This is a genomic window from Pseudomonas sp. P1.31, from assembly GCF_001269815.1.
Classification (GTDB): domain Bacteria; phylum Pseudomonadota; class Gammaproteobacteria; order Pseudomonadales; family Pseudomonadaceae; genus Aquipseudomonas; species Aquipseudomonas rustica.
Genome location: NZ_LHVN01000038.1, coordinates 35375 through 57003 on the forward strand (window position 1 = coordinate 35375; position 21629 = coordinate 57003).

The window sequence follows — 21629 nt, forward strand, 5'->3', positions numbered from 1 at the left end:
GCGGGTCATGCTTTATTATCCAGCATCTTTTTCAGACCATCGAGAGGCGTGCGGCCCACACCGCGGGCAGATGGCACGCAGGAAGCCCGGACTAATAAGATGGCATTGAAATCCCCCGCGTTTCGTAAAAAATTTCCGTTGTTGGTAACCGGCAGTCTGCTGGCTATGCAACCTCTGGCCAGTCAATTCGTTGTTGCCGCCGAGCAGTATGACTGCTCCGTCTCGGCAACGGGTGGTTGGGCCTGTGCGCCCAAGGCGACGGCGGCTGCATTGCCTCCGCGCCCAGTGCATGACGGCAGTGCTGTCAGCGCTACCGGCACCGCTGTGGCCGAAGATGGCAAGGTTGCCAACGAAGGCCCTAAAACCGCACTGGTCACCGAAGCCAAAGGCCGCGGCCTGAAAGCCCGTAGCGAAGACTACAGTCACCTCGACTGGGTTCCGCGCGAGAAGCTGACTGCCGCGCAACTGGCCGAAACCGGCCCGTATTGCTCGGGTGCCTACATCGAGCCGACTCGTCCTGGCATGGATGACAAGACGAACAAAAGCGATGCGCCTACCTTTATCGGCGCAAAAGCCTCGCGCTATAACACCGATGATCAAGTCGGTACGTTGGCCGGTGATGTCGTCTTGCGTCAGGGCAGCATGCAGGTTGAATCCGACGAGGCGAGCCTGTACCAGGCCGAGAGCCGCGCCGAACTCGCGGGCGATGTTCGTATCCGCGACAACGGCGCGCTGATCGTCGGCGACCACGCCGATGTACAGCTCGACACCGGTGAAGCCAAGGTCGATAACGCCGAATACGTGATGCACAAATCGCGTATCCGCGGCAGCGCGTTGTACGCCAAGCGCGCCGAGAACGCGATCATCCGCTTGAAGGACGGCACGTACACCACGTGCGAACCGAACAGCAACGCCTGGCAGCTCAAGGGCAACAACATCACCTTGAACCCGGCCACCGGTTTCGGTACCGCGACCAACGTGACACTGCGGGTCAAGGACATTCCGATCCTGTACACCCCGTACATCTACTTCCCGATCGACGACCGTCGTCAATCCGGCTTCCTGCCGCCGACCATCGGCACCGGCAGCGATACCGGCTTTACGCTGGTAACCCCGTACTACTTCAACCTGGCGCCAAACTACGACGCCACGTTGTATCCGCGTTACATGGCCAAGCACGGCCTGTTGATGGAAGGCGAATTCCGCTACCTGACCCCGACCAGCGAAGGTCAGTTCGGCGCGGCGTACCTGAACGACGAAAGCGACGATCGCGACGGGCAGACCGACTCCAAGACAACCCGCTACATGTACAACTGGCAACACAAGGGTGGTCTGGATTCGCGCGTTCTGACGGAAGTCGATTACACCAAGATCAGCGATCCGTACTACTTCCAGGATCTGGAAACCGATCAAATTGGCGTGAAGAGTTCGGATTACGTCAACCAGCAAGGTTCGGTCACCTATCGTGGCGACAGTTACACGGCACGTTTGAACGCGCAGTCTTATCAACTGGCTACCGTAGCGAACGTCACTCCGTATGACCGTTTGCCGCAAATCACCTTCAATGGTCAGTTGCCGGTTCATCCGGAGGGTCTGGACTTTGATTACGAGACCGAGCTGGTTCGTTTTGATCGGGATCTGTTGACGGGTGATTACACCAATAAAGATGGCACTGATCCTGAGCCTCGCCTCGACAACAACATCGCAGGCCTGGCTCGCGCCAATGGCGACCGTCTGAACCTGAAACCGGGTGTCAGCCTGCCGATGAACTGGACGTATGGTTTCCTCAAACCATCGCTCAAGTATCAATACACCCAATACAACCTGGATCTTGACCAGAAAGGTAAGACCTCGTTGCTGCCAGGTGAAGATTACAGCCGCAATCAAAACCGTGGCGTACCTATCGCCAGCATCGACAGCGGTCTGTACTTTGATCGTAAGACTTCCTACTTCGGCAAGAACTACAATCAAACTCTGGAACCGCGCCTGTTCTACCTCTACGTACCAGAGAAGGATCAGGAAGACATTCCGGTGTTTGACACCAGCGAATATAGCTTCAGCTATGCCTCGCTGTTCCGTGACAACCGTTTCTCCGGCTCCGACCGTGTCGGCGACGAGAACAAGCTGTCGCTGGGCGTGACCAGTCGCTGGATCGAAGACGACGGCTTCGAGCGTCAACGCATCAGCGTCGGCCAGGCTTTGTACTTCAAGGATCGCAAGGTTCAGTTGCCAGGCATCAGCTTTGCTGACCGTGACGACGCCAAGTCCAACGTTTCGCCTTACGCACTGGAATACGAATATCGCTGGAACCGCGATTGGCGCACCACTGCCGATTACAACTGGGACCCGGACAGCCGCAGCCCACGTTCCGGCAGCGCGATGTTCCACTACCAGCCTGAAGACAATCCGAACAAGATCGTCAACGTCGGCTATCGCTATCGCAACGACCAGGTTCGCTATGACCAGAACACCGGTAAGTGGACTGTGGGCGGCGGTGACTACGGCACCCCTGGTACTGCTGGCTACGTGAAGGACTACTACAAAATCCAGCAGCATGACTTCTCGGTCATCTGGCCGATCGTTCCGCAGTGGAGCGCGATCAGCCGCTGGCAGTACGACTACAACCGCAACCGTACGCTGGAAGCCTTCGGTGGTTTCGAATACGACAACTGCTGCTGGAAACTGCGCCTGATCAACCGTTACTGGGTTTCCTACGACGAATTCAGTCAGGAAGCTCCGCAAAACGAAAAAGGCGACCACGGCGTCTTCCTCCAAATTGTTCTGAAGGGACTGGGCGGCCTGACTGGCGCCAAGGCTGAGAGTTTCCTCGACAAAGGCATCCAAGGTTATCGTCAACGTGAAGACCAAGCTTTCTGATTGTCTGCGCCCGCTGATGCTGGGCGCGCTGTTCCTGAGTACGGCGGGTAACGCCGCCGTTCAGTCCATCGATAAAGTGGTCGCGATCGTCGACAACGACGTGGTCATGCAGAGCCAACTGGATCAGCGTGTCCACGAAGTTCAGCAGACCATCGCCAAGCGTGGAGGCGGCCAGCCGCCTCCGGGCGTACTGGATCAACAGGTGCTTGAGCGCCTGATCGTCGAAAACCTGCAACTGCAGATCGGCGAACGTTCCGGTATCCGCATCACCGATGAAGAGCTGAACCAGGCTGTCGGCACCATTGCACAACGCAACAACATGACTGTGGATCAATTCCGCGCCGCTCTGGCTCACGACGGTCTGTCTTACGACGACGCTCGTGATCAGATCCGCCGTGAAATGGTCATCAGCCGTGTGCGTCAGCGTCGTGTGGCAGAACGCATCCAGGTCTCCGAGCAGGAAGTGAAAAACTTCCTCGCTTCCGATCTGGGCAAAATGCAGCTGTCCGAAGAACTGCACCTGGCCAATATCCTGATTCCAACCCCGGAAAGCGCTAACTCTGAAGCAATTCAGAACGCTGCCCGTCAGGCCATGGATGTTTACCAGCAACTCAAGCAAGGCGCCGACTTCGGTCAATTGGCCGTGGCCAAATCCGCCAGCGACAACGCACTGGAAGGCGGCGACATGGGCTGGCGTAAAGCCGCTCAATTGCCACCTCCGTTCGACCGCGAGCTGAGCAGCATGGCCGTAGGCGACATCACTCAACCAGCGCGCACACCGGGTGGTTTCATCATCCTCAAGCTGCTGGCCAAGCGTGGTGGCGAGACCCAGATGCGAGACGAAGTGCATGTCCGCCATATTCTGGTGAAGCCAAGCCCGATTCGCGACGAAGCCAAAACCAAAGCCCTGGTGCAGTCGCTGTATGACCGCATCGTGGCCGGTGAAGACTTCGCTGAACTGGCGAAAAGCTACTCCGAAGACCCGGGTTCGGCGCTCAACGGCGGCGACCTGAACTGGATCGATCCGGGCGCACTGGTGCCGGAATTCCGCGAAGTGATGGCCAAGACCCCACAAGGTCAGCTGTCCAAGCCATTCCAGACCCAATACGGCTGGCACGTTCTGGAAGTCCTTGGCCGTCGTGCCACTGACAGCACCGAACAGGCCCGCGAGCAGCAAGCCATGACCGTACTGCGTAACCGCAAATACGACGAAGAGCTGCAAACCTGGTTGCGTCAGATCCGTGACGAAGCGTACGTAGAGATCAAACTCCCTGGTGCAGACCAGGCAGCGCAGTGAAACCCAAGCGTTTCGCGCTGACACCCGGCGAACCAGCCGGCATCGGTCCCGACCTGTGCCTGCTGCTCGCCTCGCAAGCCCAGCCACATCCCCTGATTGCCATCACCAGCCGCGACCTGCTCAATGAGCGGGCCGCGCAGCTGGGGCTGGCCGTCAACTTGCTGGATGTCGGCCCGAATCACTGGCCGGACGCCCCGGCGCCCGCCAACAGCCTGTACGTCTGGGATACCCCGCTCAGCGCCCCGGTGGTGGCCGGGCAACTGGACAAGGCCAACGCTGCTTTCGTCCTCAAAACCCTGACCCGTGCCGGCAACGGCTGCCTGAACGGCGATTTCGCCGGGATGATCACCGCGCCGGTACACAAAGGCGTGATCAACGAGTCGGGCATCGCGTTCTCCGGTCACACAGAGTTTCTGGCTGACCTGACCCATACCGCACAGGTTGTGATGATGCTGGCGACACGCGGTTTACGTGTGGCACTGGTCACCACTCACCTGCCCTTGCGCGAGATTGCCGATGCGATCACGCCGGAACGGCTGGAACGGGTCACGCGAATTCTGCACAGCGATCTGCAAAACAAATTCGGCATCGCCCAGCCACGCATTCTGGTGTGCGGACTCAACCCGCACGCTGGCGAAGGCGGACACCTGGGCCATGAAGAAATCGACATCATTGAACCGACATTAGAGCGCCTGCGCGGCGAGGGCATGGACCTTCGTGGCCCGCTGCCTGCCGACACTCTGTTTACCCCCAAATATCTGGAGCACTGCGACGCAGTGCTGGCGATGTACCACGACCAGGGCCTGCCTGTGCTTAAGTACAAAGGCTTCGGCGCTGCCGTCAACGTGACCCTGGGCCTGCCGATCATCCGCACATCGGTCGACCACGGCACTGCCCTGGATCTGGCCGGCAGCGGCAAGATCGACACCGGCAGCCTGCAAGTCGCCCTGGAAACCGCCTACCAGATGGCCGAGACCCGTTTATGACCGAGCAATACCAACACAAGGCGCGCAAACGCTTTGGCCAGAACTTCCTGCACGATGCCGGCGTTATCGACCGCATCCTGCGCTCCATCAGCGCCAAGCCTGACGATCGCCTGCTGGAAATCGGCCCGGGCCAAGGCGCACTGACCGCCGGCCTGCTGAATTCCGGCGGGCAACTCGACGTGGTGGAACTGGACAAGGATCTGATCCCGATCCTCAATCAGCAGTTCGCCGGCAAGAGCAATTTCAACCTGCACCAGGGCGACGCGCTGAAGTTCGACTTCAACACGCTCAACGCCGCGCCAAACAGCCTGCGTGTGGTCGGTAACCTGCCGTACAACATTTCGACGCCGCTGATTTTTCACCTGTTGAACAACGCCGGCATCATTCGCGACATGCACTTCATGCTGCAGAAAGAAGTGGTCGAGCGTCTGGCCGCAGGCCCTGGCGGTGGTGACTGGGGTCGTCTGTCGATCATGGTTCAGTACCACTGTCGCGTAGAACATCTGTTCAATGTTGGCCCGGGCGCGTTCAACCCGCCGCCAAAAGTTGATTCGGCGATCGTTCGTCTGGTGCCGCATGCCGTGCTGCCGCACCCGGCCAAGGATCACAAGTTGCTGGAGCGCGTTGTGCGCGAAGCCTTCAACCAGCGTCGCAAGACTCTGCGCAACACCCTCAAACAATTGCTCAGCAATGCTGAAATCGAAGCTGCCGGCGTCGATGGCAGCCTGCGTCCGGAGCAACTGGATCTGGCCGCATTCGTGCGCCTGGCCGACCAGCTCGCAGTACAAGTCCCGGCCTCCCCCGCCGCCGACTGACATACGATGAACGCTATCGGGCAGGACGCCACTCTGGTTTACTGCCCGATACTTGCCTAGACTGATTCCCCATCAGCTACGCCCCGCGTTCCGCTTCGTTAAGGCCCCTTGCATGTCCGATTCCCGTTACCAGGTCGATGTCAGCGTCGTTACCCGCTATCTGGCAGACCAATCGCAACCCGAGCACGACCGTTTCGCCTTCGCCTACACCATCACCGTGCAGAACAATGGCGCGATCCCGGCCAAGCTGCTGTCGCGGCACTGGGTGATCACCGATGGCGATGGCCACGTCGAAGAAGTACGCGGCGCCGGTGTGGTGGGTCAGCAACCACTGATCAATGCCGGGCAAAGCCACACCTACAGCAGCGGCACGGTGATGACCACCAAGGTCGGCACCATGCAAGGCACTTATGAAATGGTCGCCGAAGATGGCAAGCATTTCGACGCGATCATCAAACCTTTCCGCCTGGCGGTGCCCGGGGCCTTGCACTGATGGCAACCTATGCCGTCGGCGACCTGCAAGGCTGCCTCGAACCGCTGAAGTGTCTGCTCAAGCAAGTCGTGTTCGACCCGACGCTCGATCGGCTGTGGCTGGTCGGCGATCTGGTCAACCGAGGCCCGCAGTCGCTGGAGACCCTGCGCTTTCTGTACGGCATGCGCGAGTCGCTGGTCTGCGTGTTGGGCAATCACGATCTGCATCTGCTGGCTGCCGCCAAAAATATCGAGCGTTTGAAGAAGTCCGACACCTTGCGCGAGATTCTCGACGCACCGGACTGTGCCGAACTGCTTGAGTGGGTGCGTCAGCAGAAGCTGATGCATTACGACGAAATGCGTGATGTCGCCATGGTTCACGCCGGCATTCCACCGCAATGGTCACTGCGCCGCGCCTTGAAGTGCGCGGATGAAGTCGAAACAGCGCTGCGCGACGACAACCTGTTCCCCGCCTACCTCGACGGCATGTACGGCAACGATCCGGCGAAATGGGACAACGACCTCAAAGGCGTGACTCGCCTGCGCGTGATCACCAACTACTTCACGCGCATGCGTTTCTGCACCGCTGAGGGCAAGCTCGACCTCAAGAGCAAGGAAGGCCTCGATACTGCACCGCCCGGCTACAAACCGTGGTTTCAGCACAAAGAGCGCAAGACCAAAGGCCTGCGCATCATCTTTGGTCACTGGGCGGCCCTTGAAGGCAATATCCATGAGCCAGGCATCTCGGCGCTGGACACCGGTTGTGTCTGGGGCGGCAGCCTGACCCTGATGAACGTCGACAGCGGCGAACGCCTGTCATGCAAATGCGATGAACACGGTGGTCTCGCGCCAACCGTCGCAACACTTATCCCCGAAACTTCGCCAGTCAACGCACCGCGTTAAACTGCGCTTTCAGCCGAGCAACAGGAACCCGCCATGAGCGAATTCAAACGAATCCCCCCGGAACAGGCCCAGGCCCTGCGTGAGCAAGGTGCCGTCGTCGTCGACGTCCGTGATCCGGCGACTTTCGCTGCCCTGCACATCAGCGGCTCGAAGCATCTGGACAATCATTCCCTGCACGCCTTCATTCAAGGCGCTGACCTTGATGCACCGACCGTGGTCGTCTGCTACCACGGCAATTCCAGCCAGGGCGCTGCGGCCTACCTGATCAGCCAAGGCTTTTCCGACGTCTACAGCATGGACGGCGGCTTCGAGTTGTGGCGTACGACTTATCCTGCGGAAACCGCGCAAGGCATCGCCGAATAATTTTTTTGTCACGCGCAGGCCCCGGCTGCCGTGGGCCTGCGCGGGCAGACGAACGGTCTTGCCACAACTAATTACGTATCTCGCCTTTACCTCCTGAATTCCCAACTATCCTTAAGCCCAGGCCATCCAAAACAGGGGAGAGCCGGTACACCGGCGCACGGGTCATCGGGAGTGACTTTCGCGATTGTCGATCGTGGAAGTGTTCTGGGGGGTAAACAAACAGCTGCCAAAACGGTTGTTTGCCAGCATCGACTGAGTGATCCGGCGTCGGCTCCACGTATCGAGCGAGGTGACGTCATGAGTATCTTTAGCCACTTCCAACAACGCTTCGAGTCCACACGCCAGGAAGAACTCTCGCTGCAAGAGTACCTGGAGCTGTGCAAGAAAGACCGAAGCGCCTACGTTTCCGCCGCCGAGCGTCTATTGCTGGCCATCGGCGAACCGGAACTGCTCGACACCTCGACCAATTCGAGGCTGTCACGCATCTTCTCCAACAAAGTGATCCGTCGCTATCCGGCCTTTGAAGACTTCCACGGGATGGAAGAATGCATCGACCAGATCGTTTCGTATTTCCGCCATGCCGCCCAAGGCCTGGAAGAGAAGAAACAAATCCTTTACCTGCTCGGCCCCGTCGGTGGCGGTAAATCCTCCCTGGCCGAGAAGCTGAAACAGCTGATCGAGAAAGTGCCCTTCTACGCGATCAAGGGCTCGCCGGTATTCGAATCGCCTTTGGGTCTGTTCAACGCCACCGAAGATGGCGCGATCCTCGAAGAAGATTTCGGTATCCCGCGGCGCTACCTGAACACCATCATGTCGCCCTGGGCGACCAAACGTCTGGCCGAATTCGGCGGCGACATCAGCCAGTTCCGCGTGGTCAAACTGTACCCGTCGATCCTCAATCAGATCGCCGTAGCCAAAACCGAACCGGGCGACGAGAACAACCAGGACATCTCGGCGCTGGTCGGTAAAGTCGACATTCGCAAACTCGAGGAATACCCACAGAACGATGCCGACGCTTACAGCTACTCCGGTGCGCTGTGCCGGGCCAACCAGGGCCTGATGGAATTCGTCGAAATGTTCAAGGCGCCGATCAAGGTGCTGCACCCATTGCTGACCGCGACTCAGGAAGGCAACTACAACAGTACCGAAGGCCTCGGCGCGATTCCGTTCACCGGGATCCTGCTCGCCCACTCCAACGAGTCGGAATGGCACACCTTCCGCAACAACAAGAACAACGAAGCCTTCATCGACCGGATCTACATCGTCAAAGTGCCGTATTGCCTGCGCGTCAGCGACGAAGTGAAAATCTACGACAAACTGCTGTTCAACAGTTCTCTGGCCAAAGCGCATTGCGCGCCTGACACCCTGAAAATGCTCGCGCAGTTCACTGTGCTTTCGCGCCTCAAAGAGCCGGAAAACTCCAACATCTATTCGAAGATGCGCGTCTACGACGGTGAAAACCTCAAAGACACCGATCCGAAAGCCAAGTCGATTCAGGAATACCGCGACTCGGCAGGTGTTGATGAGGGCATGAACGGTCTGTCGACCCGCTTTGCATTCAAGATCCTCTCCAAGGTCTTCAACTTCGATCCGCATGAAATCGCCGCCAACCCGGTGCACCTGCTCTATGTGCTGGAACAGCAGATCGAACAGGAACAATTCCAGGCCGAAACCCGCGAACGCTATCTGCGCTACCTGAAAGAATACCTGGCACCGCGTTATATCGAATTCATCGGCAAGGAAATCCAGACCGCTTACCTCGAGTCTTACAGCGAGTACGGCCAGAACATCTTCGACCGCTACGTGCTGTATGCAGACTTCTGGATTCAGGATCAGGAATACCGCGATCCGGAAACCGGCGAGATCCTCAACCGTGTTGCCCTGAACGAAGAACTGGAGAAAATCGAAAAACCGGCCGGCATCAGCAATCCGAAGGATTTCCGCAACGAAATCGTCAACTTCGTCCTGCGCGCCCGGGCCAACAACAACGGCAAGAACCCGACCTGGCTCAGCTACGAAAAACTGCGCGTGGTCATCGAGAAGAAAATGTTCTCGAACACCGAGGATCTGCTGCCGGTCATCAGCTTCAACGCCAAGGCCAGCAAGGAGGATCAGCAAAAGCACAACGACTTCGTCACTCGAATGGTCGAACGCGGCTACACCGACAAACAGGTACGGCTTCTTTCCGAATGGTACCTGCGGGTACGGAAGTCGCAGTGAAGCAGCTGCAAGCTTCTAGCTACGAGCTGCAAGAACAAAGCGCGTAACCCACTGATGCCCGGGAACCTGCTTTTACTTGCAGCTTGAAGCTCACAACTTGAAGCTGCCCGGAGGGCTTCCTATGAGTTATGTGATCGACCGACGTTTGAATGGCAAGAACAAGAGCACGGTAAACCGCCAGCGTTTCCTGCGGCGTTACCGTGACCACATCAAAAAGGCTGTCGAAGAGGCGGTCAGCCGGCGCTCCATCACCGATATGGAGCATGGCGAACAGATCAGTATTCCTGGTCGCGACATCGACGAACCGGTGCTTCACCACGGCCGCGGCGGCAAACAGACCGTGGTTCATCCCGGTAACAAGGAATTCACCGCCGGTGAACACATTGCTCGTCCACCGGGCGGTGGCGGCGGGCGCGGCCCCGGCAAGGCCGGTAATTCCGGCGAAGGCATGGACGAGTTCGTCTTCCAGATCACTCAGGAAGAGTTTCTCGAATTCATGTTCGAAGACCTCGAACTGCCGAACCTGGTCAAACGCAACCTGAGCGGCACCGACACCTTCAAAACCGTGCGCGCCGGCATCAGTAACGAAGGCAACCCGTCCCGGATCAACATCATCCGCACCCTGCGTTCGGCCCATGCACGGCGCATCGCTTTGTCTGGCAGTAGCCGGGCGAAACTGCGCGAAGCCAAAGCAGAACTCGAGCGGCTAAAACGCGAAGAGCCAGATAACTTTGGCGATATTCAGGAACTCGAAGCAGAAATCGAGAAACTCAGCGCGCGCATTCATCGCGTACCGTTCCTCGACACCTTCGATCTGAAATACAACCTGCTGATCAAACAACCGAACCCAAGCTCGAAAGCCGTGATGTTCTGCCTGATGGACGTGTCCGGCTCCATGACCCAGGCGACCAAGGACATCGCCAAACGCTTTTTCATCCTGTTGTACCTGTTCCTGAAACGGAACTACGACAAGATCGACGTGGTGTTCATCCGTCACCACACCAGTGCGCGCGAAGTCGACGAAGAAGAGTTTTTCTATTCACGGGAAACCGGCGGCACCATCGTTTCCAGTGCATTGAAACTGATGCAAGAGATCATGGCCGAGCGTTATCCGAGCAACGAATGGAACATCTACGCGGCGCAGGCTTCCGACGGCGACAACTGGAACGATGACTCGCCGATCTGCCGCGACATCCTCATCAATCAGATCATGCCGTTTGTGCAGTACTACACTTACGTGGAGATCACCCCGCGCGAACATCAGGCTTTGTGGTACGAGTACGAACGCATCGCCGACGCCTTTTCTGACACTTTTGCCCAGCAGCAACTGGTCTCGGCCGGGGATATCTATCCGGTCTTCCGTGAACTCTTCCAGCGCAGGTTAGTGACATGACCGCCAAAGAGCAGAAGCGCCAACCCATTTCCACCGGCTCTGAATGGACGTTCGAGCTGATCCAGACCTACGACCGCGAAATCGCCCGTATCGCGGCCGGCTATGCGCTGGACACCTACCCCAACCAGATCGAAGTGATCACCGCCGAGCAGATGATGGACGCCTATGCCTCGGTGGGCATGCCGCTGGGTTATCACCACTGGTCCTATGGCAAACACTTCCTCAGCACCGAAAAATCCTACAGCCGCGGGCAGATGGGCCTGGCGTACGAGATCGTGATCAACTCGGATCCGTGCATCGCCTACCTGATGGAAGAAAACACCATCTGCATGCAGGCGCTCGTGGTGGCGCACGCGTGCTATGGCCACAACAGTTTCTTCAAGGGCAATTACCTGTTCCGCACCTGGACCGACGCCAGTTCGATCATCGATTATCTGGTGTTCGCCAAGCAGTACATCATGCAGTGCGAGGAGCGCCACGGCATCGACGCGGTGGAGGACTTGCTCGACTCCTGCCACGCGCTGATGAATTACGGCGTCGACCGCTACAAACGCCCCTACCCTATTTCCGCCGAAGAAGAACGCCGGCGGCAAAAGGATCGCGAAGAACACATGCAGAAGCAGATCAACGATCTGTGGCGCACCATTCCCAAAGGCGCGGACAAATACAGCGACAAGGACAACGCACGCTTCCCGGCCGAGCCGCAGGAAAACATCCTCTACTTCATCGAGAAACACGCGCCATTGCTCGAGCCTTGGCAGCGCGAGATCGTGCGTATCGTGCGCAAGATCGCCCAGTACTTTTATCCACAGCGCCAAACCCAGGTGATGAACGAAGGCTGGGCAACTTTCTGGCACTACACGCTGATGAACGACCTGTACGACGAGGGCCTGGTCACCGACGGTTTCATGATGGAGTTCCTCACCTCACACACCAGCGTGGTGTTCCAGCCAGGTTTCGATAGCCCTTACTACAGCGGCATCAACCCGTACGCATTGGGTTTCGCCATGTACCGCGACATCCGGCGCATGTGTGAAGAACCTACCGAGGAGGATCGCCACTGGTTCCCGGACATTGCCGGGAGCGACTGGCTGTCGACCATCAAATTCGCCATGAGCAGCTTCAAGGACGAGAGCTTCATCCTGCAATATTTGTCACCGAAGGTGATCCGCGATCTGAAACTGTTCAGCATCATGGATGACGATCAAAAGGACGATTTGCTGGTGCCGGCGATCCATGACGAGCCCGGTTACCGAATCATCCGCGAAACCCTGGCCGCGCAATACAACCTCGGCAACCGTGAACCGAACGTGCAGATTTACAGCATCGATCGACGTGGCGACCGCTCACTGACCCTGCGTCATCAGCAGCACGACCGCAAACCGTTGGGCGATTCCACTGAAGAGGTGCTCAAACACTTGCACCGTTTGTGGGGCTTCGATATTCATCTGGAAACGCTGCAGGGCGACCAGATCATGAAAACCCATCACGTGCCGCCGCGCAGTGAACACAGCGAAGGGGATTACGGCCGGCTCGACCTCGCCGTCATTCATCTTTGAAACGGTTGTGGCCTCCGAAAGTCCGGCGCAAGGGTTATCCTGTCGGGCTAACGGAGGTTTTTTATGCAGATTTTCAAGGTTGGCGGCGCGGTTCGTGATCGCCTGCTGGGGTTGCCGGTTACAGATGTCGATCGAGTGGTGGTCGGCGCCACGACCGAGGAAATGCTCGCGCAGGGGTTTCGTCCGGTCGGCGCAGATTTTCCGGTATTTCTTCATCCGAAAAGCGGCGAGGAGTACGCCCTCGCCCGCACCGAACGTAAAAGCGGTCGCGGCTATGGCGGCTTCACCTTTCACGCCAGTCCCGAAGTGACGCTTGAAGAAGACCTGATTCGCCGCGACCTGACCATCAACGCCATCGCTGAAGACGATCAGCAAAATCTGACCGATCCATACCACGGTCAGCGCGATCTTGAAGCGCGAATCCTGCGTCACGTATCCCCGGCGTTCGCCGAAGATCCCCTGCGTGTCCTGCGTGTAGCCCGCTTCGCGGCGCGTTATGCCGGGCTCGGTTTTAGCGTTGCGCCGGAAACGCTTGAGTTGATGCGTCAACTCAGTGAGTCCGGTGAACTGGAGGCACTGACCGCTGAGCGCAGTTGGAAAGAAATCTCCCGCGCGCTGATGGAAGATCAGCCACAGGTATTCATTCAGGTGCTTCGCGATTGCGGCGCGCTGAAAGTCTTGATGCCGGAAGTGGATGCGCTGTTCGGCGTGCCGCAACCGGAGGCGCATCACCCAGAAATCGACACCGGCCTGCACACGCTCAGCGTGCTGGAGCAATCAGCGCTGCACAAACAACCGCTGACCGTACGCTGGGCCTGTCTGCTGCACGATCTTGGTAAAGGCCTGACACCGGAAGAGGAATGGCCACGGCACATCGCCCATGAGCACACCGGACTGAAGCTGATCAAAGCGGTCAACGAACGCTTTAAAGCGCCGAAGGATTGCCAGGAACTGGCCTTGCTGGTTGGCAAATACCACACCCATGGGCACCGGGCGCTGGAGCTGAAGGCTTCGACGTTGCTGGAGTTGTTGCAGAGTTTTGACGTGTATCGCCGGCCGCAGCGGTTTGAAGAATTTATCGCTGCGTGCGAAATGGATGCCCGGGGCCGCAAAGGGCTGGAGCAGAGAAGTTATCCACAAGCGGATTATTTGCGCGGTGCAGCGAAGGTTGCACGGGAGGTTGCGGTTCAGCCGTTGCTGGAGAAGGGATTCAAGGGGCCGGAGTTGGGTGAGGCGCTGAAGCGTGAGCGACTGAAAGCGTTGAAGGCCTACAAAGAGAAAGCCTGAAGCAAGATCAAAAGATCGCAGCCTTCGGCAGCTCCTACATGGGAATACGCGTTTCTCTGTAGGAGCTGCCGCAGGCTGCGATCTTTTGCTTTTAAAGACCCGAAGGCGTGAGCTGCTGCCCGCGCCACTCAAACCCGACCGGCGCCAACACCTGATCAATCTGCGCCTCCGCCCACAACGTCGCGAAGCTTTTTCCCACACCCGGATGCACGCGATCCGGCGCAATCAGCGACAACGGCCACAACACAAAAGCATTTTTCAGAATTTCCGCACGCGGCAACACCAGACCGTCGAAATTGCCCGCCAGATCGCCGTACAACAGCACGTCGATATCCAGCGGCAAACCCTTGCGATCCGGGGCATATCGACCGTTATCCGCCTCAATAAACTTCAAGCGACGATCCAGTTCAATCAACGGCAGATCGGTAAACGCCGACACCACAAAATTGAAGAACGGCCCGCTTTTGATCCCGACTGGCTGGCTCTCGAACACCGCCGAACAGCGGATATCCACCAGAAACGTCGCCAACGCGTCGAGACCTGCACGCAAATGGATTTCGCGCTCGATATTGCTACCGAGCCCGAGGTAGACCTGAGTCAGCGACATCCGCGCTCGATCTCCACACCCACGCCGCCCTTGGCCGCTGGCACCGCGCCAGGCTTGGTCAGCTTCAGCCGAACCCAAGTGATGTTGAATTCACTCATCAGCACTTCGACCAGACGCTCGGCGAACGTCTCGACCAGTTGAAACTGCGCTTGCTCGGCGAAACCCTGAATCCGTGTGGAAACGCTGGCGTAATCGAGCGCCAGGGTCAGGTCGTCACCGGCGGCGGCCGGGCGATTGTCCCAGGCGAAGCTCAGATCAAGACGCAGGCACTGGCGGATGCCGCGCTCCCAGTCGTAGGCACCGATCACGGTATCGACTTCCAGGCCCTCGATAAACACTCTGTCCAAGCACTTCTCTCCGCTGCACGACAAGGGCGCAATGCGCCGTTAGAATCAGGGCGTCCTCGCCCGGAATAGTTAGCATGTTTTGGTTACTGGCGACTCTCGCCTACCTGCTCGGCTCGCTGTCCTTCGCCATTTTGCTCAGCCGCCTGACCGGAAATCCAGATCCGCGAATGAGTGGCTCGGGTAATGCCGGCGCCACCAACATGCTCCGCCTGGTCGGTCGCAAACTGGCGATCCTGACCCTGCTGGGTGATCTGTGCAAAGGCCTGGTGCCGGTGCTGATTGCCTCGGCTGTCGGCCTTTCGCTGCAGGAGCAGGCGTGGATCGGCGTGTGTGCCGTGATCGGTCACCTGTTCCCGCTGTATTTCCGCTTCCGTGGTGGCAAAGGTGTCGCCACCGCCGCCGGCATGCTGCTGGGCCTGTATCCGCCCGCCGCGCTGCTGGCCGTGTGTGCCTGGCTGCTGACGTTCTACCTGACCCGCACCAGCTCGCTGGCGGCGCTGATCGCCACGCCGCTGACCCTGCCACTGCTGGCCTGGCAAGAACCGGAGGCGCTGCTGCCGATGAGCGCGCTGACACTGCTGATCGTCTGGCGCCACCGCGGCAATCTACGCGACCTGTTTGCCGGGCGCGAACGGCATTTTTAAATACCGTCCATGAGCGCCGCTCATCACAGCGGCGACAACTGCTCCATCGGCCAACGCGCCTGCACGCTGATCGCCAGACTTTCCTGCTGACCGGCCTGCAAGCGCTGGCAACCGGCAAACGCGATCATCGCGCCATTGTCGGTGCAGAACTCCGGACGCGCATAAAACACATCGCCCTTCATGTCGCCGAGCATTTTCTCCAGCGAAACGCGCAAGGCCTTGTTGGCGCTGACGCCGCCAGCGATCACCAGACGCTTCATGCCCGCCTGTTTCAGGGCACGCTTGCACTTGATGGTCAAAGTCTCCACCACGGCCTGCTGGAACGCCAGCGCGATGTCGCAACGGGCTTGCTCGTTGTCGTCCCCGGCGCTGACGCACTGCTGCCAGGCGTTGAGCGCGGAGGTTTTCAGACCGCTGAAGCTGAATTGCAGACCCGGGCGATCGCACATCGGACGCGGAAAGGTAAAACGTCCTGCAACGCCCTTCTCCGCCAACTTGGCGATTTCCGGCCCGCCCGGATAATTCAGGCCCATCATTTTCGCGGTTTTGTCGAATGCTTCGCCGGCAGCGTCGTCGAGCGTCTCGCCGAGCAAGGTGTATTGACCGATGCCATCGACCTGAACCAGCTGCGTATGACCGCCCGAGACCAACAAAGCGACGAACGGGAATTCCGGCGGTTTTGGCTCCAGCATCGGTGCGAGCAAATGCCCTTCCATGTGGTGCACGCCGAGCGCCGGAATGCCCCAGGCAAACGCCAGCGCCTGAGCGCAGGAAGCGCCGACCAGCAACGCGCCAACCAGGCCAGGGCCCGCGGTATAGGCGATCGCGTCGATCTCGGTGGGTACACAGTCCGCTTCGGCCAACACCTGACGAATCAAGGGCAGCATGCGTTTGACGTGGTCACGCGAGGCGAGCTCCGGCACCACACCGCCATAGGCGCGGTGCAGGTCGATCTGGCTGAACAGCGCGTCGGCCAGCAGACCGCGCTCACTGTCATATAATGCGACGCCGGTTTCGTCGCAGGAGGTTTCTAATCCCAGTACTAGCATGGGTTTGCGCCTTGTTTAGGCTGACTTCGAAGGCGCGCATAATAGTCGCCACGTGATGCCCCGACCAGCGGTTTTCGATCAGAGGCTTTGCATTCCGGGCGATGAGGGGTTAACATCCGCAACCCTTAAAAACCGACGTCTTCAAGTGCTCTTTTGCCGCGAGGATGTTGACCCCGGTAATGAATGAAGGTAGCTCTGGATGCCAGCCGTCAAAGTTAAAGAGAACGAACCCTTCGACGTAGCTCTGCGTCGTTTCAAGCGCTCCTGCGAAAAAGCCGGTGTACTGGCTGAAGTTCGTAGCCGCGAATTTTACGAGAAGCCAACTTCTGAGCGTAAGCGCAAAGCAGCAGCCGCTGTTAAGCGTCACGCCAAGAAAGTTCAGCGCGAACAGCGCCGCGCCGTTCGTCTGTACTAATACACAGACGTTCGTAGCAAGCTTCTTGCCTAAGCCCGGCTCTGAGCCGGGCTAATGGCATTTGCGTAAAACGCTTGATGCTTCAACGTCGAAGCCGCACACGCGACTAAGACGAATCTGCTTAACACGTCAGACCTGGCTCTTTTGCCAGCGGTGCACGTCTTTTCTGACGAGCCTTTCAAGGCTACTGACGAGCACACCCACTGATTCCTCTCACGACGATCAGCCCAAGGCACCTGCATGCGTGCCCGCTTTATTGAGCTATCCGAGGCCCTCAACCGGCCGTCAGCGGATTCAGCGCAACACTTTCAAATAGTCGAAGACTGATAGGTACTAACGTCAGTGGATTTTCGGCAGATACACTTCCCGACAGCGATTACGCAGACGACACCGGTCGAGCCGCACTTTTTGCGTGCTTCAAACAACGACCCGCGTCCGGCAGCCTTACGCATCGGACTTATTGCAGCGCAGACGACGAGAATGCCATGGCCGGGCTAATTCCCCAGAGCTTCATTGACGACCTGCTGAACCGCACCGACATCGTCGATGTGGTCAGTTCGCGCGTGCAATTGAAGAAGGCCGGCAAGAACTACACCGCCTGTTGCCCGTTTCACAAAGAGAAAACCCCGTCGTTCAGCGTCAGCCCCGACAAGCAGTTCTATTACTGCTTCGGCTGCGGCGCCGGCGGTAATGCCCTCGGCTTTCTCATGGATCACGACAACCTGGATTTTCCCCAGGCCATCGAAGATCTGGCGAAAGCCGCCGGCATGGAAATCCCCCGCGAAGAAAGCGGCCGCGAGCGCAAGCCACGGCAACCGACTGATTCGCCGCTCTATCCGTTGCTCACCGCCGCTGCCGATTTTTACAAGCAGGCCCTCAAGAGCCACCCCGCGCGCAAAGCTGCCGTGGATTACCTCAAGGGTCGCGGCCTGACCGGCGAGATCGCCCGGGATTTCGGCCTCGGCTTCGCGCCGCCAGGCTGGGATAACCTGTTCAAACATTTGAGCAGCGACACCCTTCAGCAAAAAGCCATGATCGACGCCGGGCTGCTGATCGAGAACGCCGAAACCGGCAAACGCTATGACCGCTTCCGCGATCGCGTGATGTTCCCGATCCGCGACACCCGTGGCCGCATCATCGCCTTCGGCGGCCGCGTACTCGGCGACGACAAACCAAAGTATCTGAACTCCCCGGAAACCCCGGTTTTCCATAAAGGTCAGGAACTCTACGGCCTTTATGAAGCACGCAAGAACAACCGCAACCTCGACGAAATCATCGTCGTCGAAGGTTATATGGACGTCATCGCGCTCGCCCAACAAGGCTTGAAGAATGCCGTCGCAACGCTGGGCACCGCGACCAGCGAAGAACATTTGAAGCGCCTGTTTCGCGTCGTGCCGAACGTGTTGTTCTGTTTCGACGGCGACCAGGCCGGCCGCAACGCCGCGTGGCGCGCACTCGAAGCAACGCTGTCAAGCCTGCAGGACGGGCGTCGCGCACGCTTTTTGTTTCTGCCCGAAGGCGAAGACCCGGATACGCTGGTTCGCGCTGAAGGCACCGATGCCTTCAAGGCGCGCATCAATCAGCACGCTCAGCCGCTGGCGGATTATTTCTTCCAGCAACTGACCGAAGAGTCTGACCCGCGTTCGCTCGAAGGCAAGGCGCACATGGCCACCCTCGCCGCACCGTTGATCGACAAAGTGCCGGGCGCCAACCTGCGCATCCTGATGCGTCAGCGCCTGACCGAAATCACCGGCCTGAGCAGCGAAACCGTCAGTCAGCTGGCGCAAAATGCGCCGCAGGAAGCGCCGCCCGCTTACGACCCGGGCATCAATTACGACGCAATGCCGGACTACAGCGACTACCATCAGCCGCAGGCACAGGACATGTATGTGCCGCAGCAGGAGTGGACGCCGAAGAAACCTGGCGCTGGCGGCAAGAAGTGGGACAAGAAGCCCTGGGATAAAAACGGCAAGCGTGGCGGCGATCGCGACCAGCAACGCCCGCGCACGCCGATTGGCGTCGAATCGCCAACCCTGACCGCCCTGCGCACACTGCTCCATCACCCGCAACTGGCCGAGCGCGTCGAAGATGCCGGGCACATTGCGGACGAGAATCAGACCAACGCCCAGCTGCTTGTGGCGCTGCTCGAAGCCGTACAGAAGAATCCCAAGCTAAACTCATTTCAGTTGATCGCGCGATGGCACGGCACTGAACAGGGTCGATTGCTCAAGGCATTGGCAGAAAAGGAGTGGTTGATTGACGGAGATAACCTTGAACAACAGTTTTTCGACACCATTACTAGCTTGTCAGCCCGCCAACGCGAGCGAAATCTTGAACAGTTACTCAGGAAAGCCCGTCAAAGCGAACTGAGTATTGAAGAGAAAAATCAACTGCGCGACCTTCTAAGTCGCAATGTTTCCGCATCAAACCCGACCTCAACTGGCGCGTGAGGTCATAGCTCAGGTATAATCCTCGGCTTGTTTTTTGCCCGCCAAGACCTTCAGTGGATAGGGTGTTATGTCCGGAAAAGCGCAACAGCAGTCTCGTATTATTGAGTTGATCAAACTGGGTCGTGAGCAGAAGTATCTGACTTACGCCGAGGTCAACGACCACCTGCCCGAGGATATTTCAGATCCAGAGCAGGTGGAAGACATCATCCGCATGATTAACGACATGGGGATCCCCGTACACGAGAGTGCTCCGGATGCGGACGCCCTTATGTTGGCCGACGCCGATACCGACGAGGCCGCTGCGGAAGAAGCAGCCGCCGCGTTGGCAGCGGTGGAGACCGATATCGGTCGCACCACTGACCCGGTGCGCATGTACATGCGTGAAATGGGTACGGTCGAGCTTCTGACTCGTGAAGGCGAAATTGAAATCGCCAAACGAATCGAAGAAGGCATCCGTGAAGTGATGAGCGCAATCGCGCACTTCCCTGGCACGGTTGACCATATTCTCTCCGAGTACACTCGTGTGACCACCGAAGGTGGCCGCCTGTCCGACGTCCTGAGCGGTTATATCGACCCGGACGACGGCATTGCGCCGCCTGCCGAGGTACCGCCGCCTGTCGAAGCGAAAGTCGCGAAAGCCGACGACGAAACCGACGACGAAGAAGCCGAATCTTCCGATGACGAAGAAGAAGCCGAAAGCGGTCCGGATCCGGTTATCGCCGCCCAGCGTTTTGGCGCGGTCGCCGACCAGATGGAAATCACCCGCAAGGCCCTGAAAAAGCACGGTCGCAGCAACAAGGCAACGATTGCCGAATTGCTGGCGCTGGCCGAGCTGTTCATGCCGATCAAACTGGTACCGAAGCAATTCGAAGGTTTGGTTGAACGTGTTCGCGGTGCCCTTGATCGTCTGCGCCAGCAAGAGCGCGCGATCATGCAACTGTGTGTACGTGATGCACGTATGCCACGCGCTGATTTCCTGCGTCAGTTCCCGGGTAACGAAGTCGACGAAAGCTGGTCCGACGCCCTGGCTAAAGGCAAGAGCAAGTACGCCGAAGCAATTGGTCGCGTACAGCCGGACATCATTCGTTGCCAGCAGAAACTGATCGCGCTGGAAACCGAAACCGGTCTGACCATCGCTGAAATCAAGGACATCAACCGTCGCATGTCGATCGGTGAGGCCAAGGCCCGCCGCGCGAAGAAAGAGATGGTTGAAGCCAACTTGCGTCTGGTGATCTCGATCGCCAAGAAGTACACCAACCGTGGTCTGCAATTCCTCGATCTGATCCAGGAAGGCAACATCGGCTTGATGAAAGCGGTAGACAAGTTCGAATACCGTCGTGGTTACAAGTTCTCGACTTATGCCACTTGGTGGATCCGTCAGGCGATCACTCGCTCGATCGCCGACCAGGCCCGCACCATCCGTATTCCGGTGCACATGATCGAGACGATCAACAAGCTCAACCGTATTTCCCGGCAGATGTTGCAGGAAATGGGTCGCGAACCGACCCCGGAAGAGCTGGGCGAACGCATGGAAATGCCTGAGGACAAGATCCGCAAGGTATTGAAGATCGCTAAAGAGCCGATCTCCATGGAAACGCCGATCGGTGATGACGAAGACTCCCATCTGGGTGACTTCATCGAAGACTCGACCATGCAGTCGCCAATCGATGTCGCCACTGTTGAGAGCCTGAAAGAAGCGACTCGCGAAGTGCTGTCCGGCCTCACTGCCCGTGAAGCCAAAGTGCTGCGTATGCGTTTCGGTATCGACATGAACACCGACCACACACTCGAAGAAGTGGGCAAACAGTTTGACGTAACGCGTGAGCGGATTCGTCAGATCGAAGCCAAGGCGCTGCGCAAGCTGCGCCACCCGACGCGAAGCGAGCATCTGCGCTCCTTCCTCGACGAGTGATACCAGAACCCCCGGCCCAGGCCGGGGGTTTTGT

At 58.4% G+C, this 21629-nt stretch carries 18 protein-coding genes; 15 read left to right on the plus strand and 3 right to left on the minus strand.

All coding sequences use genetic code 11. The features are described 5' to 3' along the window. The first annotated feature begins 99 nt into the window (after nucleotides 1-99). The 11 genes from AD669_RS24530 (at nucleotide 100) to AD669_RS24580 (ending at nucleotide 14171) form a co-directional block, all read left to right on the plus strand. Nucleotides 100-2877, plus strand: a complete 2778-nt coding sequence (locus tag AD669_RS24530) for an LPS-assembly protein LptD (RefSeq protein WP_053124393.1) — start codon at nucleotides 100-102, stop codon at nucleotides 2875-2877. Further along, nucleotides 2858-4174, plus strand: a complete 1317-nt coding sequence (gene surA, locus AD669_RS24535) for a peptidylprolyl isomerase SurA (protein ID WP_156316189.1) — start codon at nucleotides 2858-2860, stop codon at nucleotides 4172-4174. The genes AD669_RS24530 and surA overlap by 20 nt, the downstream gene beginning before the upstream one ends. After that, complete coding sequence (gene pdxA / locus AD669_RS24540; protein ID WP_053124395.1) at nucleotides 4171-5160, plus strand: 4-hydroxythreonine-4-phosphate dehydrogenase PdxA; 990 nt, start codon at nucleotides 4171-4173, stop codon at nucleotides 5158-5160. The genes surA and pdxA overlap by 4 nt, the downstream gene beginning before the upstream one ends. Continuing rightward, nucleotides 5157-5975: a 16S rRNA (adenine(1518)-N(6)/adenine(1519)-N(6))-dimethyltransferase RsmA gene (gene rsmA / locus AD669_RS24545; protein ID WP_053124397.1), complete on the plus strand. Its 819-nt coding sequence runs from the start codon at nucleotides 5157-5159 to the stop codon at nucleotides 5973-5975. The genes pdxA and rsmA overlap by 4 nt, the downstream gene beginning before the upstream one ends. 112 nt (nucleotides 5976-6087) lie before the next feature. Further along, nucleotides 6088-6468: a Co2+/Mg2+ efflux protein ApaG gene (gene apaG / locus AD669_RS24550; protein WP_053124399.1), complete on the plus strand. Its 381-nt coding sequence runs from the start codon at nucleotides 6088-6090 to the stop codon at nucleotides 6466-6468. Continuing rightward, nucleotides 6468-7349, plus strand: a complete 882-nt coding sequence (locus AD669_RS24555) for a symmetrical bis(5'-nucleosyl)-tetraphosphatase (protein ID WP_053124401.1) — start codon at nucleotides 6468-6470, stop codon at nucleotides 7347-7349. The genes apaG and AD669_RS24555 overlap by 1 nt, the downstream gene beginning before the upstream one ends. A 33-nt stretch (nucleotides 7350-7382) precedes the next feature. Further along, nucleotides 7383-7712, plus strand: a complete 330-nt coding sequence (gene glpE / locus AD669_RS24560) for a thiosulfate sulfurtransferase GlpE (RefSeq protein ID WP_008085194.1) — start codon at nucleotides 7383-7385, stop codon at nucleotides 7710-7712. A 297-nt stretch (nucleotides 7713-8009) separates the two neighbouring features. Beyond that, nucleotides 8010-9932: a PrkA family serine protein kinase gene (locus tag AD669_RS24565; RefSeq protein WP_007910115.1), complete on the plus strand. Its 1923-nt coding sequence runs from the start codon at nucleotides 8010-8012 to the stop codon at nucleotides 9930-9932. Between the two features lie 121 nt (nucleotides 9933-10053). Beyond that, nucleotides 10054-11325: a YeaH/YhbH family protein gene (locus AD669_RS24570; RefSeq protein WP_053124403.1), complete on the plus strand. Its 1272-nt coding sequence runs from the start codon at nucleotides 10054-10056 to the stop codon at nucleotides 11323-11325. Then, complete coding sequence (locus AD669_RS24575; protein WP_053124404.1) at nucleotides 11322-12884, plus strand: SpoVR family protein; 1563 nt, start codon at nucleotides 11322-11324, stop codon at nucleotides 12882-12884. Before AD669_RS24570 ends, AD669_RS24575 begins: the two co-directional genes overlap by 4 nt. A 63-nt stretch (nucleotides 12885-12947) precedes the next feature. Further along, nucleotides 12948-14171 carry a multifunctional CCA addition/repair protein gene (locus AD669_RS24580; protein ID WP_053124406.1) on the plus strand — a complete coding sequence of 408 codons (1224 nt, stop codon included), beginning with the start codon at nucleotides 12948-12950 and terminating at the stop codon, nucleotides 14169-14171. A gap of 91 nt (nucleotides 14172-14262) precedes the next feature. Here the strand turns inward: AD669_RS24580 and folK are convergent, their stop codons facing one another. Continuing rightward, the gene (gene folK / locus AD669_RS24585) at nucleotides 14263-14778 is read right to left on the minus strand and encodes a 2-amino-4-hydroxy-6-hydroxymethyldihydropteridine diphosphokinase (protein WP_053124410.1); all 516 of its coding nucleotides are present in this window, start codon (nucleotides 14776-14778) and stop codon (nucleotides 14263-14265) included. Further along, entirely contained in the window at nucleotides 14769-15125 is a 357-nt protein-coding gene (folB, locus tag AD669_RS24590; protein WP_053124412.1) for a dihydroneopterin aldolase, read from the minus strand. Before folB ends, folK begins: the two co-directional genes overlap by 10 nt. Nucleotides 15126-15199: 74 nt before the next feature. Between folB and plsY the strand changes: the two genes are divergently transcribed. Further along, nucleotides 15200-15769: a glycerol-3-phosphate 1-O-acyltransferase PlsY gene (plsY, locus tag AD669_RS24595; RefSeq protein ID WP_053124414.1), complete on the plus strand. Its 570-nt coding sequence runs from the start codon at nucleotides 15200-15202 to the stop codon at nucleotides 15767-15769. A 23-nt stretch (nucleotides 15770-15792) separates the two neighbouring features. On the opposite strand, the gene tsaD is transcribed toward plsY, so the two are convergent. Further along, entirely contained in the window at nucleotides 15793-16818 is a 1026-nt protein-coding gene (gene tsaD / locus AD669_RS24600) for a tRNA (adenosine(37)-N6)-threonylcarbamoyltransferase complex transferase subunit TsaD (protein ID WP_053124416.1), read from the minus strand. 199 nt (nucleotides 16819-17017) lie between these two features. On the opposite strand from tsaD, the gene rpsU reads away from it, so the two are divergent. From rpsU to rpoD, 3 genes are all read left to right on the plus strand, one after another. Beyond that, nucleotides 17018-17233 (plus strand): 30S ribosomal protein S21, encoded by a 216-nt coding sequence (gene rpsU / locus AD669_RS24605; RefSeq protein ID WP_002551877.1) that lies wholly within the window; start codon nucleotides 17018-17020, stop codon nucleotides 17231-17233. A gap of 485 nt (nucleotides 17234-17718) precedes the next feature. Then, on the plus strand, nucleotides 17719-19683 hold the full coding sequence (gene dnaG / locus AD669_RS24610; RefSeq protein ID WP_053124418.1) for a DNA primase: 1965 nt from the start codon (nucleotides 17719-17721) through the stop codon (nucleotides 19681-19683). 67 nt (nucleotides 19684-19750) lie between these two features. Then, nucleotides 19751-21595, plus strand: a complete 1845-nt coding sequence (gene rpoD / locus AD669_RS24615; RefSeq protein ID WP_053124420.1) for an RNA polymerase sigma factor RpoD — start codon at nucleotides 19751-19753, stop codon at nucleotides 21593-21595. The last annotated feature ends 34 nt before the right edge of the window (nucleotides 21596-21629 follow it).